This is a genomic window from Vibrio sp. R11-SG3-ISO3-SZ (assembly GCF_059834345.1).
The window spans coordinates 18,192-33,387 of the sequence record NZ_JCBDGX010000029.1 but is presented as its reverse complement, the minus strand read 5'-3'; the positions used below and the strand labels follow the sequence as shown (position 1 = coordinate 33,387).

11 protein-coding genes and 2 tRNA genes are annotated in these 15,196 nt (G+C 49.5%); 10 read left to right on the top strand and 3 right to left on the bottom strand.

The window, feature by feature from the left end:
- Positions 1–187 precede the first annotated feature (187 nt).
- The 10 genes from ubiT (at position 188) to truB (ending at position 8,402) form a co-directional block, all read left to right on the top strand.
- Entirely contained in the window at positions 188–715 is a 528-nt protein-coding gene (ubiT, locus tag AC6R1O_RS03750) for a ubiquinone anaerobic biosynthesis accessory factor UbiT (protein WP_500626487.1), read from the top strand.
- Positions 699–1,202, top strand: coding sequence for a GNAT family N-acetyltransferase (locus AC6R1O_RS03745; RefSeq protein ID WP_500633461.1), 504 nt, complete (start codon positions 699–701; stop codon positions 1,200–1,202). Before ubiT ends, AC6R1O_RS03745 begins: the two co-directional genes overlap by 17 nt.
- A gap of 215 nt (positions 1,203–1,417) precedes the next feature.
- Positions 1,418–1,750, top strand: coding sequence for a preprotein translocase subunit SecG (secG, locus tag AC6R1O_RS03740; RefSeq protein WP_500656506.1), 333 nt, complete (start codon positions 1,418–1,420; stop codon positions 1,748–1,750).
- Positions 1,751–1,777: 27 nt separating this feature from the next.
- Positions 1,778–1,861 (top strand) — tRNA-Leu (locus AC6R1O_RS03735).
- A gap of 55 nt (positions 1,862–1,916) precedes the next feature.
- Positions 1,917–1,993, top strand: a tRNA-Met gene (locus AC6R1O_RS03730).
- 252 nt (positions 1,994–2,245) lie between these two features.
- Positions 2,246–2,701: a ribosome maturation factor RimP gene (gene rimP / locus AC6R1O_RS03725; RefSeq protein ID WP_500656505.1), complete on the top strand. Its 456-nt coding sequence runs from the start codon at positions 2,246–2,248 to the stop codon at positions 2,699–2,701.
- Positions 2,702–2,725: 24 nt separating this feature from the next.
- A complete protein-coding gene (gene nusA / locus AC6R1O_RS03720) occupies positions 2,726–4,213 on the top strand; it encodes a transcription termination factor NusA (protein WP_334554270.1) in 1,488 nt (495 codons plus the stop codon).
- A gap of 22 nt (positions 4,214–4,235) precedes the next feature.
- Entirely contained in the window at positions 4,236–6,947 is a 2,712-nt protein-coding gene (gene infB / locus AC6R1O_RS03715; RefSeq protein ID WP_500633462.1) for a translation initiation factor IF-2, read from the top strand.
- A 109-nt stretch (positions 6,948–7,056) separates the two neighbouring features.
- Complete coding sequence (rbfA, locus tag AC6R1O_RS03710) at positions 7,057–7,458, top strand: 30S ribosome-binding factor RbfA (RefSeq protein WP_500631787.1); 402 nt, start codon at positions 7,057–7,059, stop codon at positions 7,456–7,458.
- Positions 7,458–8,402, top strand: coding sequence for a tRNA pseudouridine(55) synthase TruB (truB, locus tag AC6R1O_RS03705; protein ID WP_500631786.1), 945 nt, complete (start codon positions 7,458–7,460; stop codon positions 8,400–8,402). The genes rbfA and truB overlap by 1 nt, the downstream gene beginning before the upstream one ends.
- A 75-nt stretch (positions 8,403–8,477) precedes the next feature.
- Here truB and AC6R1O_RS03700 read toward each other — a convergent pair whose 3' ends face one another.
- From AC6R1O_RS03700 to gltB, 3 genes are read right to left on the bottom strand one after another with little or no spacing between them, the layout of a single operon-like run.
- On the bottom strand, positions 8,478–8,918 hold the full coding sequence (locus AC6R1O_RS03700) for a DUF1499 domain-containing protein (RefSeq protein WP_500633463.1): 441 nt from the start codon (positions 8,916–8,918) through the stop codon (positions 8,478–8,480).
- 43 nt (positions 8,919–8,961) lie between these two features.
- A complete protein-coding gene (locus AC6R1O_RS03695; RefSeq protein ID WP_500631784.1) occupies positions 8,962–10,374 on the bottom strand; it encodes an FAD-dependent oxidoreductase in 1,413 nt (470 codons plus the stop codon).
- A gap of 14 nt (positions 10,375–10,388) precedes the next feature.
- Entirely contained in the window at positions 10,389–14,852 is a 4,464-nt protein-coding gene (gene gltB, locus AC6R1O_RS03690; RefSeq protein WP_500656504.1) for a glutamate synthase large subunit, read from the bottom strand.
- Positions 14,853–15,196 lie beyond the last annotated feature (344 nt).

The following is a 15,196-nucleotide window of genomic DNA, read 5'->3' as shown; positions in this document are numbered from 1 at the left end:
AGTTCTCCGAGGATTCTTCTTAGTAAGCGGCATATTTACTAAGACGTCAATACAACTATAACGACCTTTGTGACGTGATGACAAGGAAGAGAAGGATAAAGACTGTTTTTTGATAAATAACAGGATTTCTCTCAGTGACATCCACTATGATGGCGAGTTGTGTTTGACAAATTAACGGATCATCAGCGTGATTAACAAGATTCGCACTCAGCTAGTTCGTAATGCCGCATCAATTTTGCGATCTCCAATCCACTTCTTGCCTCATTTTGTTCAAAAAAGAGCCTTGTTGGATGGACTAAACACGGTGTTTAAAGAAGCCCTCGAAGACGGCGATTTTGACTTCTTGCAAGACAAATGGCTTAAAGTCGCGATCAAAGATCTCGATCTCTGCTGGTTCATCAGTTATCAAGATGAACAGCTACAGGTTGCTGATACTCCGATGACCGCCGATGTGACCTTCAGTGGCAACCTCAATGATTTGGTGTTGATTGCAGGTCGCAAAGAAGATCCAGATACGCTCTTTTTCCAACGCCGCCTTTCTATCGAGGGGGATACCGAGCTTGGTCTGGAAGTCAAAAACTTGATGGACAGTGTTGATCTCACGCTTTTACCTAAACCCTTGCAAATGTGCATGAATCAACTGGCCGACTTTGTTCAGAAAGGCGTACAATCTGAGACCTTAAACAAAGAGGTTGTCCATGCTTATTCGAACTGAAGCGCCCGCTGATATTCTGTCGGTCGAAAAATTACTCCAAACCACTTTTGACACTGACGCTGAAGCCAACTTGGTGATGAGCCTGCGAGAAAACGGCAATCGCACTTTGTCTTTTGTTGCGTGCAACGATGAGGGTGACGTCGTCGGCTACGTGTTGTTTAGCCCAGTAACCGTTAATGGTGAAGAGAAAAGCTGGCAAGGGCTCGCGCCGTTAGCGGTGGCGAACGCGTATCGCAATCAGGGGATCGCGGCACAGTTAGTTGAAGAAGGGCTCGCGTCACTGCATGAGTTTGGTTATCCCGCCTGTGTGGTCTTAGGCGATCCGAACTATTATGGCCGTTTTGGCTTCGAGTCAGCGGAGAAGCATCAGTTGCATTGCCGTTGGGATGTGCCGGCTGGCGCGTTCCAAGTCATAGAGTTAGCAGCAGGTGAAGTGCAAGCTGCACAGGGCTTGGTGGACTACAGTCCGGAGTTTACCGCCCTCTAAGTGGCGGTTTGAACAAGATTTATCCACGAAAAGCTTGGTTTTGTCCTTTTTTTAAGCGTTCGACACGATAAAGCCAATTTTTTCAAAAATACCACTTGTCAGCGTTATGTCGTTTCGCTAGTATTGCTCCGCCTTCAACGAGGAGGTCGCTAGCCTTGTTCAGGACGACTCCTAGAACGGCGCTGGCTCAACAATTTGGAACATAGGTGGAAAGCATGTTTACCGTTCTACTTGTGATTTACCTGTTGGCAGCGGTTGGTGTAATCGGCCTCGTGCTGATTCAACAAGGTAAAGGCGCAGATATGGGAGCCTCATTCGGTGCAGGCGCATCAAACACAGTGTTTGGCGCAGGTGGCTCAGGAAATTTCCTAACCCGAATGACTGCAATTTTTGCAACAGTATTTTTCGTTATCAGCCTAGTGCTTGGCAACATGTCGACACACAAGACAGAGTCTCAGTGGGTTGACCCAACGCAAGGTCAAGTAATTCAAGCTGGTGACGTGAGTGAAGTTCCTGCCCTTACAACGGGTGACGAAATTCCTCAATAAGCGATAGCTCGCTTAAGTAAGATTTATGCCGAGATGGTGAAATTGGTAGACACGCTAGCATGAGGTGCTAGTGCCTTTGGTGTGAGGGTTCGAGTCCCTCTCTCGGCACCATTATTTACAAACTTGTAAAACACCTTGGAGAGCGTATAATGCTCGACAAGTCGGACGCGGGGTGGAGCAGCTTGGTAGCTCGTCGGGCTCATAACCCGAAGGTCGTCGGTTCAAATCCGGCCCCCGCAACCAATTCCTACATTGAGATTTGACCAGTTCTTATCTGATGAAAAGTAGGATGTTGCAAGTTTTCGCAGTCTTGATTATGTCGAATAGTCACTGCGAGTTAAATGATGAAATGCATCGTTTAACGTATCAGGGTCCAGCAACAAAAAACCCCGACTATATCGGGGTTTTTTGTTATCTGAACTTTTTAAAAGTTCAGAGCTTGCTTGGAATTTAAATTGGGCTCTGAGCCCTTTTTTTGTTTCTGGAGTGGTTTAAATGACTGGTTTAGAAAGACAACTTACTGAAATGCTTGAAGCTCCTGTAGCAGCATCAGGTTATGAGTTAGTTGGATTAGAATTTATTCGCGCAGGCGAACACTCAACGTTGCGTATTTTTATTGACCATGAAAATGGTATTACCGTCGATGACTGTGCAGAAGTGAGTCGTCAGGTCAGTGCGGTGATGGACGTTGAGGATCCAATCACAGTGGCTTACAACCTAGAAGTGTCTTCACCAGGTTTAGAAAGACCACTTTTCAAAGCGGCACATTATGAGCAATTTATTGGTCACGAGGTCAGCATCGTTTTGAAAATGGCTGTCGGTAACCGTCGTAAGTGGAAAGGTGTTATCCACTCTGTCGAAGGTGAAACAGTGACGATTGCTGTGGATGGCAACGATGAAGAGTTTGCATTAAGCAACATTTCAAAAGCTAACCTGATCCCTAAATTTTAAGCGAAGTCTTAGAGGCTATTTAAAATGAGTAAAGAAATTTTAGCGGTAGCAGAAGCGGTATCGAACGAAAAAGCGGTACCTCGTGAGCGTATTTTTGAAGCATTAGAAATCGCACTCGCTACCTCGACTAAGAAAAAGTACGAAATCGAAATCGAGGTTCGCGTAGCTATCGACCGTAAAACCGGTGAGTTTGATACTTTCCGCCGTTGGTTAGTGGTGGAAGAGGTTGAGCATCCAACGAAAGAGATCTCACTAGAAGCGGCACAATTCGAAGATCCTGAGCTGCAAGTTGGCGATTATGTAGAAGACGAAATCGAATCGGTGACGTTTGACCGTATTACGACGCAAACTGCGAAGCAAGTGATTGTTCAGAAAGTTCGCGAAGCAGAGCGTGCACAGATCGTTGAACAGTTCATCGACAACGAAGGTGAGCTTGTGACTGGCGTGGTGAAGAAAGTGAACCGCGACACCATCATTCTTGATCTGGGTAACAACGCGGAAGCGGTTATTCTGCGTGATGACCAATTACCACGTGAGAACTTCCGTCCTGGTGACCGTGTACGTGGCCTACTGTACCGCGTCGCGCCAGAAGCGCGTGGCTTCCAGCTATTCATCACACGTTCTAAGCCAGAAATGTTGGCAGAACTGTTCCGTGTTGAAGTGCCAGAAATCGCAGAAGAAATCATCGAGCTGAAAGGTGCAGCGCGTGATCCTGGTTCTCGTGCAAAAATTGCCGTGAAGACCAACGATAAGCGTATTGACCCTGTCGGTGCCTGTGTGGGTATGCGTGGTGCGCGTGTTCAAGCCGTATCGGGTGAACTTGGCGGTGAGCGTATTGATATCGTGCTTTGGGATGATAACCCAGCGCAGTTCGTGATTAACGCTATGGCACCGGCTGATGTCGCTTCCATCATTGTTGATGAAGATACGCACTCAATGGACATCGCGGTTGAAGCGGACAACCTAGCTCAGGCGATTGGTCGTAACGGTCAAAACGTTCGTCTCGCCTCTCAGCTAACGGGTTGGGAACTGAACGTCATGACGGTTGAAGATCTTCAGAAGAAACACGCTGAAGAGTCACAAGCGTCTATCGAAAACTTTATGAAGTACCTAGATATTGAAGAAGACTTTGCTCAACTGCTTGTTGAAGAAGGCTTCTCGACTCTAGAAGAGATTGCTTACGTACCCGTAAACGAGCTACTAGAGGTTGATGGTTTGGATGAAGATCTTGTTGAAGAGCTACGTAGCCGTGCCAAAGAAGCATTGACCACGATCGCCCTAGCACAAGAAGAATCGTTTGAAGGTCTAGAGCCTGCAGAAGATTTACTAGGTCTTGAAGGCCTAGAACGCGAAATGGCATTTAAACTGGCAGCAAAAGGTGTCTCCACATTGGAAGATCTTGCTGACCAGGGTATTGATGACCTAGAAGGTATTGAAGGCCTAACTGAAGAGCGTGCGGGCGAGCTGATCATGGCAGCACGTAACATCTGTTGGTTCGGCGAAGAAGCATAATTTCCCAGCAAGGAGGAGCGGCATGACGCAAATTACCGTTAAAGCACTAAGTGAAGAAATTGGTACGCCAGTAGACCGCCTATTAGAGCAACTTGCTGACGCAGGAATGAAAAAAGCGAGCACAGATCAAGTCACAGAAGATGAAAAACAGAAACTGCTGACTCATCTGAAAAAAGCGCACGGCGACACCAATGGTGATGCTGAGCCAACTCGCTTAACCCTGCAACGTAAAACTCGCAGCACACTGAGTGTTAATGCGGGTGGCGGCAAAAGCAAAGAAGTCAACGTTGTGACTCGTAAGAAACGTACTTACGTGAAAGCGAGCACAATTGAAGATGAAGCGAAACGTGAGGCTGAAGAAGCCGCTCAACGTGAAGCTGAAGAAGCGGCAAAACGCGAAGCTGAAGAAGTAGCAAAACGTGAAGCCGAAGAAGCAGCAAAACGTGCAGCAGAAGAAGCAGCAAAACGCGAAGCGGAAGAAAAAGCGAAACGTGAGGCAGAAGAGAAAGCCAAACGTGACGCTACCGAGAAGGCGAAACGTCAATCTGGACAACAGAACGAACGTAGCGCTGAAGAGAAATCTAAGCAAGAAGCAGCGCGAAAAGAGGCCGACGAGCTTAAACGTCGTCAGGAAGAAGAAGCTAAGCGTAAGGCTGAAGAGGAAAGTCAGCGCCAGCTTGAAGAAGCTCGCGAATTGGCTGAGAAGAATAAAGAGCGTTGGTCTGCTGCTGAAAAGAAAAAGGGTGATATGGAAAATACAGATTACCATGTAACGACTTCAACCTACGCACGTGAAGCCGAAGATGAAGCAGATCGCCGTGAAGAAGCGGGTCGTCGTCGCAAGAAGAAGAAACTCTCTAGCAAAAACGATGATCAAGAACGCAACGCTCGCCCTGGACGTGGTAAAGGCCGCGCGAAAGGTCGTCTAGCGAAGCCTTCTTCTATGCAACAAGCGTTCGACAAGACCGCTGCGGTTGCAAAAGCGGACGTTGTGATTGGTGAAACCATCGTGGTTTCTGAACTGGCAAACAAGATGTCAGTGAAAGCAACAGAAGTGATTAAAGCGATGATGAAGATGGGCGCAATGGCGACCATCAACCAAGTGATTGACCAAGAAACAGCGCAATTGATCGCTGAAGAAATGGGTCACAAGGTCGTGTTGCGTAAAGAGAATGAGCTTGAAGAAGCGGTTCTAAACGATCGTGATAGCCACGCAGAAGCGACACCTCGTGCGCCAGTGGTGACCATCATGGGTCACGTTGACCACGGTAAAACATCGACGCTTGACTACATCCGTCGTACACACGTGGCTTCAGGCGAAGCGGGTGGTATTACCCAGCACATCGGTGCTTACCACGTAGAAACTGAAAACGGTATGATTACCTTCCTTGATACTCCTGGACACGCGGCGTTTACCGCAATGCGTGCTCGTGGTGCTCAAGCGACGGATATTGTTGTTCTTGTGGTTGCAGCAGACGATGGTGTAATGCCACAAACGGTTGAGGCTATCCAGCACGCGAAAGCGGCAGAAGTGCCTCTAATCGTTGCGGTGAACAAGATTGATAAAGAAGATGCGAACCCAGATAACGTGAAGAATGAGCTTGCTCAGTACGACGTTATTCCTGAGGAGTGGGGCGGTGAGAACATGTTCGTTCACATCTCTGCGAAACAGGGTACCAACATCGACGGTCTTCTAGAAGCGATCCTTCTTCAGTCTGAAGTTCTTGAACTTACAGCTGTGAAAGAAGGCATGGCGTCTGGTGTTGTGGTTGAATCGCGTCTAGATAAAGGTCGCGGTCCAGTGGCTACAGTACTGGTTCAGTCAGGTACCCTAAATAAGGGCGACATCGTTCTTTGTGGTCAAGAATACGGCCGTGTTCGTGCTATGCGCGACGAGCTAGGTCACGAAATCACAGAAGCTGGTCCATCTATCCCTGTAGAGATCTTGGGTCTTTCTGGTGTGCCTTCTTCAGGTGACGAAGCTACGGTTGTCCGTGATGAGCGTAAAGCACGTGAAGTCGCTAACTACCGCGCTGGTAAGTTCCGTGAAGTGAAACTGGCTCGTCAGCAGAAATCCAAACTTGAGAACATGTTCTCTAACATGGCTGCAGGTGAAGTGGCTGAGCTGAACGTTGTACTAAAAGCGGACGTACAGGGCTCGGTTGAAGCAATCGCAGACTCACTACTGAAACTTTCTACTGACGAAGTGAAAGTGAACATCGTGGGTTCTGGTGTGGGTGGTATCACTGAGACAGATGCAGTACTGGCTGAAGCGTCTAACGCTATCATCCTTGGCTTTAACGTACGTGCGGATGCATCAGCTCGTCGTGCGATTGAAGCGGCAAGCGTTGACCTACGTTACTACTCAATCATTTACCAATTGATTGACGAAGTGAAACAAGCAATGGGCGGTATGCTTGCTCCAGAATTCAAGCAAGAGATCATTGGTCTTGCTGAAGTACGTGACGTATTTAAGTCACCGAAACTGGGCGCAATCGCTGGTTGTATGGTCACGGAAGGCGTGATCAAGCGTAACAACCCAATCCGCGTACTACGCGAAAACGTTGTTATCTACGAAGGTGAGCTTGAGTCCCTACGTCGCTTTAAAGATGACGTTCAAGAAGTTAAGAACGGCTACGAATGTGGTATCGGCGTTAAGAACTACAATGATGTTCGCGTCGGTGACCAAATCGAAGTCTTCGAAACAGTGGAAATCAAACGTACACTGGACTAATTGACTAACATTACTCTCAAAGGTCGAAAGACGAGAGCAATGGGTTGTTGAATACACCATGGGGGGCTGGCTTGACCATCCCCCCATTCTTTCTAATGTGAGAAAAGAGATGTCAAAAGAATTTAGCCGTACTCAGCGCGTTGCGCAGCAGTTACAAAAAGAATTGGCGATGATCCTCCAGCGTGAAGTTCGTGACTCACGTCTGGGCATGGTGACTATTTCCGATGTCGAAGTGTCACGTGATTTGGCCTACGCCAAAGTGTTTGTCACTTTCCTATGTGTTGGCGAGCAAACCCCAGAATCATGTCTGGCGGCACTGCGTGAGCACGAAGTACACATCCGTATGATGCTGGGTAAGCGTATTCGTCTGCGTCTGACACCAGAAATCCGCTTTCATTACGACAACACCTTAGTTGAAGGTATGCGCATGTCTAACCTCGTTAGTGAGGTGATTAGTCAAGACAAACGCAAACAACACAACGCAGGTCGTGATGAAGAGGAAGAGAACTAATGGCACGTCGTCGTAAAGGTCGTCCTATTGATGGTGTGATCCTATTGGATAAACCCACTGGGATTTCATCCAACGACGCACTGCAAAAGGTCAAACGCATCTACTTTGCGGAGAAAGCGGGTCATACCGGGGCGCTCGATCCTTTGGCAACCGGCATGCTGCCGATTTGTTTGGGCGAAGCGACCAAGTTTTCTCAGTTCTTGCTCGATTCGGACAAGCGATACCGAGTGATTGCCAAGCTAGGCGAGCGAACCAACACCTCAGATTCAGACGGAGAAGTGGTCGAAACGCGCCCTGTGAATGTTGAGCTCCCTATGCTCGAAGCGTGTATCGACAAGTTCCGCGGCGAATCCGACCAAGTACCGTCAATGTTCTCGGCCCTGAAATATCAGGGTAAGCCGCTGTATGAGTATGCTCGTCAAGGCATTGAAGTCCCTCGTGAAGCGCGCAAGATCACCGTGTACGAGATTACCCTCCATCGCTTCGAAGGCGATGAAGTCGAGATGGAAATACACTGCTCGAAAGGCACTTATATCCGCACTATCGTAGACGATCTTGGTGAAATGCTCGGTTGTGGCGCGCATGTGACCATGCTGCGTCGCACGGCGGTCGCTAACTACCCGTACGAGAATATGGTGACGCTAGAGCAGCTTAATGAGCTTCTTGAACAAGCGCATCGTGAAGAGCGCGCGCCGCGTGAGTTACTTGACCCGCTGTTGCTCCCTATGGACACCGCTGTTGAAGATCTGCCTGAGGTGAACTTGATTCCTGAATTGGCCGATCTCGTCATGCATGGTCAGCCTGTGCAAGTTTTCGGCGCTCCGACCGAGGGTACGGTTCGCCTGACGAAAGGTGAAGAGAAGTGTTTTATCGGCGTTGGTGAAATGAACGACGACGGTAAGATTGCCCCAAAGCGTCTCGTCGTATTCAGAGACCCGGTTTAATACCGATAAGCCTCTCTCAACGACAAAAAACCGAAGCACTATCAGCGCTTCGGTTTTTTATTTTAAGCGTCTTGGTTACTCTATGAGCCCTTCGGCTTTCAGGATGTCACGAAGTTGCTCTGCGCGTTTGCGATTGACGCCAAAATCAGAGTAACCCACACGCGACTCTGAGCGCACCATTAGTGCTCCGTCGGTCATTTTTAGCTCCAAGTCATCGACGAAACGCAGGATTTTTGAGGTGCACTCAATACGTAAGTAACCTTCATCGCTGACCGCGGTTTTGGCGCCGGGTAATTGCAGGGCAGCGCGCTCTATCGCATCGATGTTGGCCTCTTTAGTCAGGATAAAGGGTGCGAGAGAAAACTTCTCTCGCGTATCCTGAGTAGAGACACAATTGGGTTTGTCACCACATGGCTCGGCGCTTCTGTCTGTCATTGTCGTCACTCCTTGGCTGCAACCCGCGAGAGCGATCGACGCGAGTAGCAGAGTGGTTAGGGTTCGCCATTGGGGTTTCATTGGTTCTCCTTACTAAGAGGGGGCTTCACGGACTTTAAGAAGGTTACACTTCTAGAAAGTCTAAGATACCTTCTGCCGCTTTGCGTCCTTCATCGATGGCCGTGACTACAAGATCGGAGCCGCGCACAGCATCGCCACCGGCAAAAATCTTCTCGTTACTGGTCTGGTAACGGTAAGTTTGTTCAGATGCCGCTTTAATTCGGCCCCACTGATCCAGCTCTACACCATAAGGTTCTAACCAGCTCATTTGGTGCGGCTGAAAACCAAACGCCATAATGACTGCATCGGCGGCCAGTACGTGTTCGCTGCCTTCGACCGGCTCTGGGCGGCGGCGCCCAGCAGCATCTGGTTCACCCAATGCCGTTTTGACCACCTTGACCCCAGTGACCTGACCGCTTGCGTTGACTTCTAACCCCAAAGGCTGAAGGTTAAACATAAAATCTACCCCTTCTTCTTTGGCGTTTTTCACTTCGCGCCTTGAGCCAGGCATGTTCTCTTCATCACGGCGGTAAGCACAAATCACGTTTGCAGCGCCTTGGCGGATAGAGGTGCGCACACAGTCCATCGCGGTGTCTCCCCCGCCGAGGACGACGACATTTTTCCCAGCCATATCAATAAACGGTTTGTCGTCTTTAAGGTCCATCACTTTATAGGTATTGGAAATCAAAAACGGCAGCGCGTCATACACGCCAGGTGCGTCTTCATTCTCAAGTCCAGCGCGCATATTTTTGTACGTACCCACCCCTAAGAAGACCGCGTCGTAGTCGTTAATCAGCTCACTCATTTGAATGTCTTTACCGACTTCGACATTGAGACGGAACTCAACACCCATGTCACTAAAGATGCGGCGACGGTTTTCCATCACCCCTTTTTCTAATTTAAAGGAGGGAATACCAAAGGTGAGCAGCCCGCCGATCTCTGGGTAGCGATCAAACACGACTGGTTTCACGCCATTTCGGACTAACACATCGGCTGCAGCGAGACCTGCAGGGCCCGCGCCTATGATGGCGACTTTTTTATCCGTCCACTCGACTTTAGACAAGTCGGGCTTCCAGCCCATTTCGAACGCTTTGTCCGTAATGTATTTTTCAATGTTGCCGATGGTCACCGCACCAAAGTCATCATTGAGGGTACAGGAACCCTCACAAAGACGGTCTTGCGGGCAGACGCGTCCACACACTTCGGGCAAGCTGTTGGTTTGGTGAGACAGCTCAACGGCTTCAAGGATACGCCCTTCATTGGCGAGCTTTAGCCATTGCGGAATGTAGTTGTGAACCGGACATTTCCATTCACAGTAAGGGTTACCACAATCTAAGCAGCGATCCGCTTGGGCAGTCGCTTGCTGCTTGGTAAAGGGTTCATAAATCTCGACAAACTCTATCTTACGGATCTTAATCGGTTTTTTAGCCGGGTCGACACGCTGGACATCGATAAATTGGTATACGTTCTGGCTCATACATCCTCCATGACTTATTGTGCTTGAACGCGAAGTTCAGCAGCGCTACGACTTTGGTGACCAAGCAAGGTATTCAGATCCGCTGCTTGAGGTTTAACTAGGTAGAACTTCGGAATCCATTCATCAAAGTTCGCTAGGATATGCTCGGCATGTGCCGAACCGGTTTCCTCCAAGTGCTCGGCAATTAAGCCGCGTAGATGCTCTTGGTGGATATAGAGGTCGGCCAACGAAATCGCTTCTACCGACTCGTTATTCACTCGCCCTGCAAAGTCTTGATTATTATCTAGTACATAAGCAAAACCGCCCGTCATACCCGCGCCGAAGTTGACGCCTGTTGCGCCAAGAATCGCGACGATGCCACCGGTCATGTATTCACAAGCGTTATCACCCGCGCCTTCGATGACGGCAATGGTACCTGAGTTACGCACCGCAAAACGCTCACCCGCCGTTCCTGCAGCAAACAGTTTGCCGCCTGTCGCGCCATATAGGCAGGTATTGCCTATGATGGTCGCTTCATGGCATTTGAACGCCGTACCCAAGTGAGGTTTGATGACCAGTTTGCCACCTGCCATCCCTTTACCCACGTAATCGTTGGCATCGCCCGTGAGGATTTGTTCAACGCCGCCAGCGTTCCAGACACCAAACGATTGACCCGCTGTACCATCAAGGTAAATCTTGATGGGCGTGGCGGCCATGCCTTGGTTGCCATAGCGTTTGGCGATTTCGCCCGACAGACGTGCGCCCACTGAGCGATCGGTATTGATGACATTGTAGAAGAAGCTTGCGGGCTGCTGCGCTTCGATTGCGCTCATCGCATCATCGACCATCTGTTGGTTTAAGTGCGCTTTGTCAAACGGCGCGTTCGGCTCAGTCCAAAACAGCGGATGGTCTTCTGGAGAAACCGGTGCTTCGAGGATATTCGATAGATCCAGTTTTGCTTGTTTCGCCGTCATCCCTTCCACCGCTTGCAGCAGATCGGTGCGGCCAATCAGATCCGTGAGTTTTTCAACGCCCAACTCGGCGAGTAAGCCTCGCACTTCCTCAGCAAGGCCGGTGAAGTAATTCATTACCTGTTCGGGTAGGCCTTTGAAGTATTGATTACGCAAGGTTTCGTCTTGTGTCGCGACGCCCGTAGCACAGTTGTTTAAGTGACAGATACGCAGGAATTTACATCCCATCGCAACCATAGGCGCAGTACCAAAACCAAAACTCTCCGCACCGAGTATGGCCGCTTTGACCACATCGAGACCGGTTTTTAAACCGCCGTCGACTTGTAGGCGAATTTTATGACGCAAACCATTTGCGACCAGTGCTTGTTGGGTTTCCGCTAGACCGAGCTCCCATGGGCTGCCCGCGTATTTCACTGAGGTGAGTGGGCTGGCGGCGGTTCCGCCGTCGTAGCCAGAGATGGTGATAAGGTCAGCGTAAGCCTTTGCCACACCGGTGGCGATAGTGCCCACTCCCGGCTCAGAGACCAACTTAACGGAAACCAAGGCCTTTGGATTGACCTGTTTCAAATCGAAAATCAGCTGTGCCAAATCCTCGATGGAGTAAATGTCATGATGAGGTGGCGGTGAAATCAGGGTCACACCTTGGACGGAATAACGCAGTTTGGCAATTTCTGCCGTCACTTTGTGCCCGGGCAGCTGACCACCCTCACCGGGCTTGGCACCTTGCGCCACTTTGATTTGCAACACATCAGCATTGGTCAGGTAGTGGGGCGTCACGCCAAAACGGCCTGAAGCAACTTGCTTAATGCGTGAGTTTTTCTCGGTACCAAAACGGCGAGGATCTTCACCGCCTTCCCCAGAGTTGGAGTAGCCGCCTAGTCGGTTCATCGCCGTAGCCAGCGCTTCGTGCGCTTCGGGGCTTAGAGCGCCAATGGACATGGCGGCAGAGTCGAAGCGCTTGAATAGCTCCGTTGTTGGCTCAATGCGCTCAAGTGGCAAAGGCGACTCGGCTTTTTTCAACGTCATCAAGTCACGCAGCATGGCAACCGGGCGCTCGTTCACTTGCTTGGCGTAGCTTTGGTAATCTTGGCTCTCGCCAGAGCGCACCGCTTTTTGCAATGTGCCGACGACATCCGGGTTGTAGGCATGGTATTCACCACCATGTACGTATTTCAGTAGCCCGCCGTGGTCGATAGACTTACGCTTCGCCCACGCTTTGCGCGAGAGATTAAAGAGGTCTTGTTGGAAGTCGTCAAAGTTGGCGCCTTGAATGCGCGTAGTGACGCCTTTAAAGCACAATTCGACCACGTCTTTGTGTAAGCCGACCGCTTCAAACAGCTGCGAGCAGCGATAAGAGGCCACGGTTGAAATGCCCATCTTGGACATGATCTTATACAGACCTTTATCAATACCGTATTGGTAATTCTGCATCACTTCTCGGTAGCTCTTTTCTACCGCACCGTCATCAATGAGTTTGCCTAGCGCTTCGTAGGCCAGGTAAGGGTAGACAGCGGTAGCGCCGAAACCGAGCAGTACCGCGAACTGGTGTGGATCGCGCGCGGTTGCTGTTTCGACGATGATATTGGCATCACAACGTAAGTTGGCATCGATAAGACGGATTTGTACCGCACCTACTGCCATGGCTGCAGGAATCGGCAAACGGCCTTTGACTAATGCGCGGTCTGACAACACCACTAACACCGTCCCTTCACGCACGACTTGCTCAGCCTGTGCACATAAATCATCAATCGCTTGTTTGAGATCTTTCTGAGTCGGATCGTAGTTGATGTCTAAGATGGTGTTGCGGTAGTGGTCATCATCAAGCCCAAGCAACTGCTGCATGTCTGAGTAAAGCAGAACCGGAGAGCCAAACGTGACTCGATGGGCGTGACCATCGGTTTCACAAAAGACATTCATCTCTTGGCCGATACTGGTCGCCAATGACATCACGTGCTTTTCGCGCAGTGGGTCGATAGGCGGGTTGGTCACCTGAGCAAATTTCTGTCTAAAGTAATCGGTCACTAAGCGCTCTTTGGATGACAGCACTGCCATTGGCGTGTCATCACCCATAGAGCCGACGGCTTCTTGCCCCATATCGCCGAGTACGCGCAGCACTTGATCGACTTCTTCGTTACTCATCGCAAACTGCTTTTGATACGTCTTTAAAAGATCGTTATCGAAGCTCCGTTGGCCGACTTGATCGTCTGATAACTCAGCAAATGGCGTCAGCTTGCGAACGTTGTGCTCCATCCATTCGCGATAAGGGTGACGGCTCTTGAGATCGTTGTCGATCTCGCTCGATTGCCACAACTTGCCTTGGCGTGTATCAATCACCAAGAGCTCACCGGGGCCGACACGACCTTTCTTCGCCACTTCATCCGGGGCGTAGTTCCAAATGCCGACTTCAGAGGCGAGGGTGATCAGCTTATCTTTAGTGATCACATAGCGGGCAGGGCGTAAACCATTGCGGTCTAAGTTACACGCCGCGTAACGTCCATCGGATAGAACAATGCCTGCCGGGCCATCCCAAGGCTCCATGTGTTTGGAGTTGAAGTCATAGAATGCGCGCAGATCGGCATCCATATCTGGGTGGTTTTGCCATGCAGGCGGCACGAGCATACGCATAGCGCGGAAGATATCCATTCCACCAGCAAGGAACAAGTCCAGCATATTGTCTAGACTCGAGGAGTCTGAACCGGTTTCATTGACAAAAGGTGCCGCCGTTTGCAAATCCGGAAGAAGCGGCGAGGCAAATTTGTACGCACGTGCGCGCGCCCACTGGCGGTTGCCTTCAATGGTGTTGATTTCACCATTGTGCGCCAGATATCTAAACGGCTGCGCTAATGGCCAACGAGGTTGGGTGTTGGTAGAAAAGCGCTGGTGGAACAAACAGATAGCCGATTCCATGCGCAGATCCGCTAAGTCGAGGTAAAAGCGCGGTAAATCTGCTGGCATACACAGACCTTTGTAGACAAGGACCTGAGTCGACAAGCTACAAATGTAAAAATCGCTGTCATCGTGAATCTGTTTTTCGATGCGGCGGCGTGCAATATAGAGGCGGCGCTCAATGTCGCGCTCACGCCAACCTGCCGGTGCTGAAATAAACACCTGCTGAATGTTCGGTAATGAGTTTAACGCGATGGGACCAAGGACCGCAGAGTTGGTCGGCACTTCGCGCCAGCCAGCGACTGATAAGGTTTCTTTGGCTAACTCTTTGTTAATAATGTCTTTTGCAGATTGTGCTTTGACCGGGTCTGGGCTGAAAAAAATCATCCCGATGGCGTATTGTTTACCGAGATTGAAGCCTTTCTCTTTGGCGATCAGGCGCAGATAGGAATCGGGTTTTTGCAACAACAACCCACAACCATCGCCGGTTTTTCCGTCGGCGGCGATGCCACCACGGTGGGTCATGCGATCCAATGCTGAAATTGCGGTACGAACTAGCTTGTGGCTAGGTTCACCTTCCATGTGTGCAATTAAACCAAATCCACAGTTGTCTTTTTCAAGACGAGGATCATATAGAGCCATTGCAATTCTCCCTTTGCTTCGCTGTCTTCCAGACAGTACTACCAACGTATCCAGCTTGAACTCAAAAAGGGTTGGTAAATATGACTAACTATGCTTTCAAGTTGTTAAATTTTGCATAAATATACACAAAATTATCTTTTATTATTTTACAAAATTGGATGAATTCATTTTCATCGACTTCACAACGTATAGCTTATGATGAAAAAGGTCAAGTTTTTGGTGAATGATCACGCTAGGTGACTATTTACCAAGTAATTGACTGAAAAAAGTTCGCCAAATCAGAGGGATAGAATTCTTGTTGTTACATTTTTGTAACAATAAAAGTGTGAGGGATAAAAAAGACC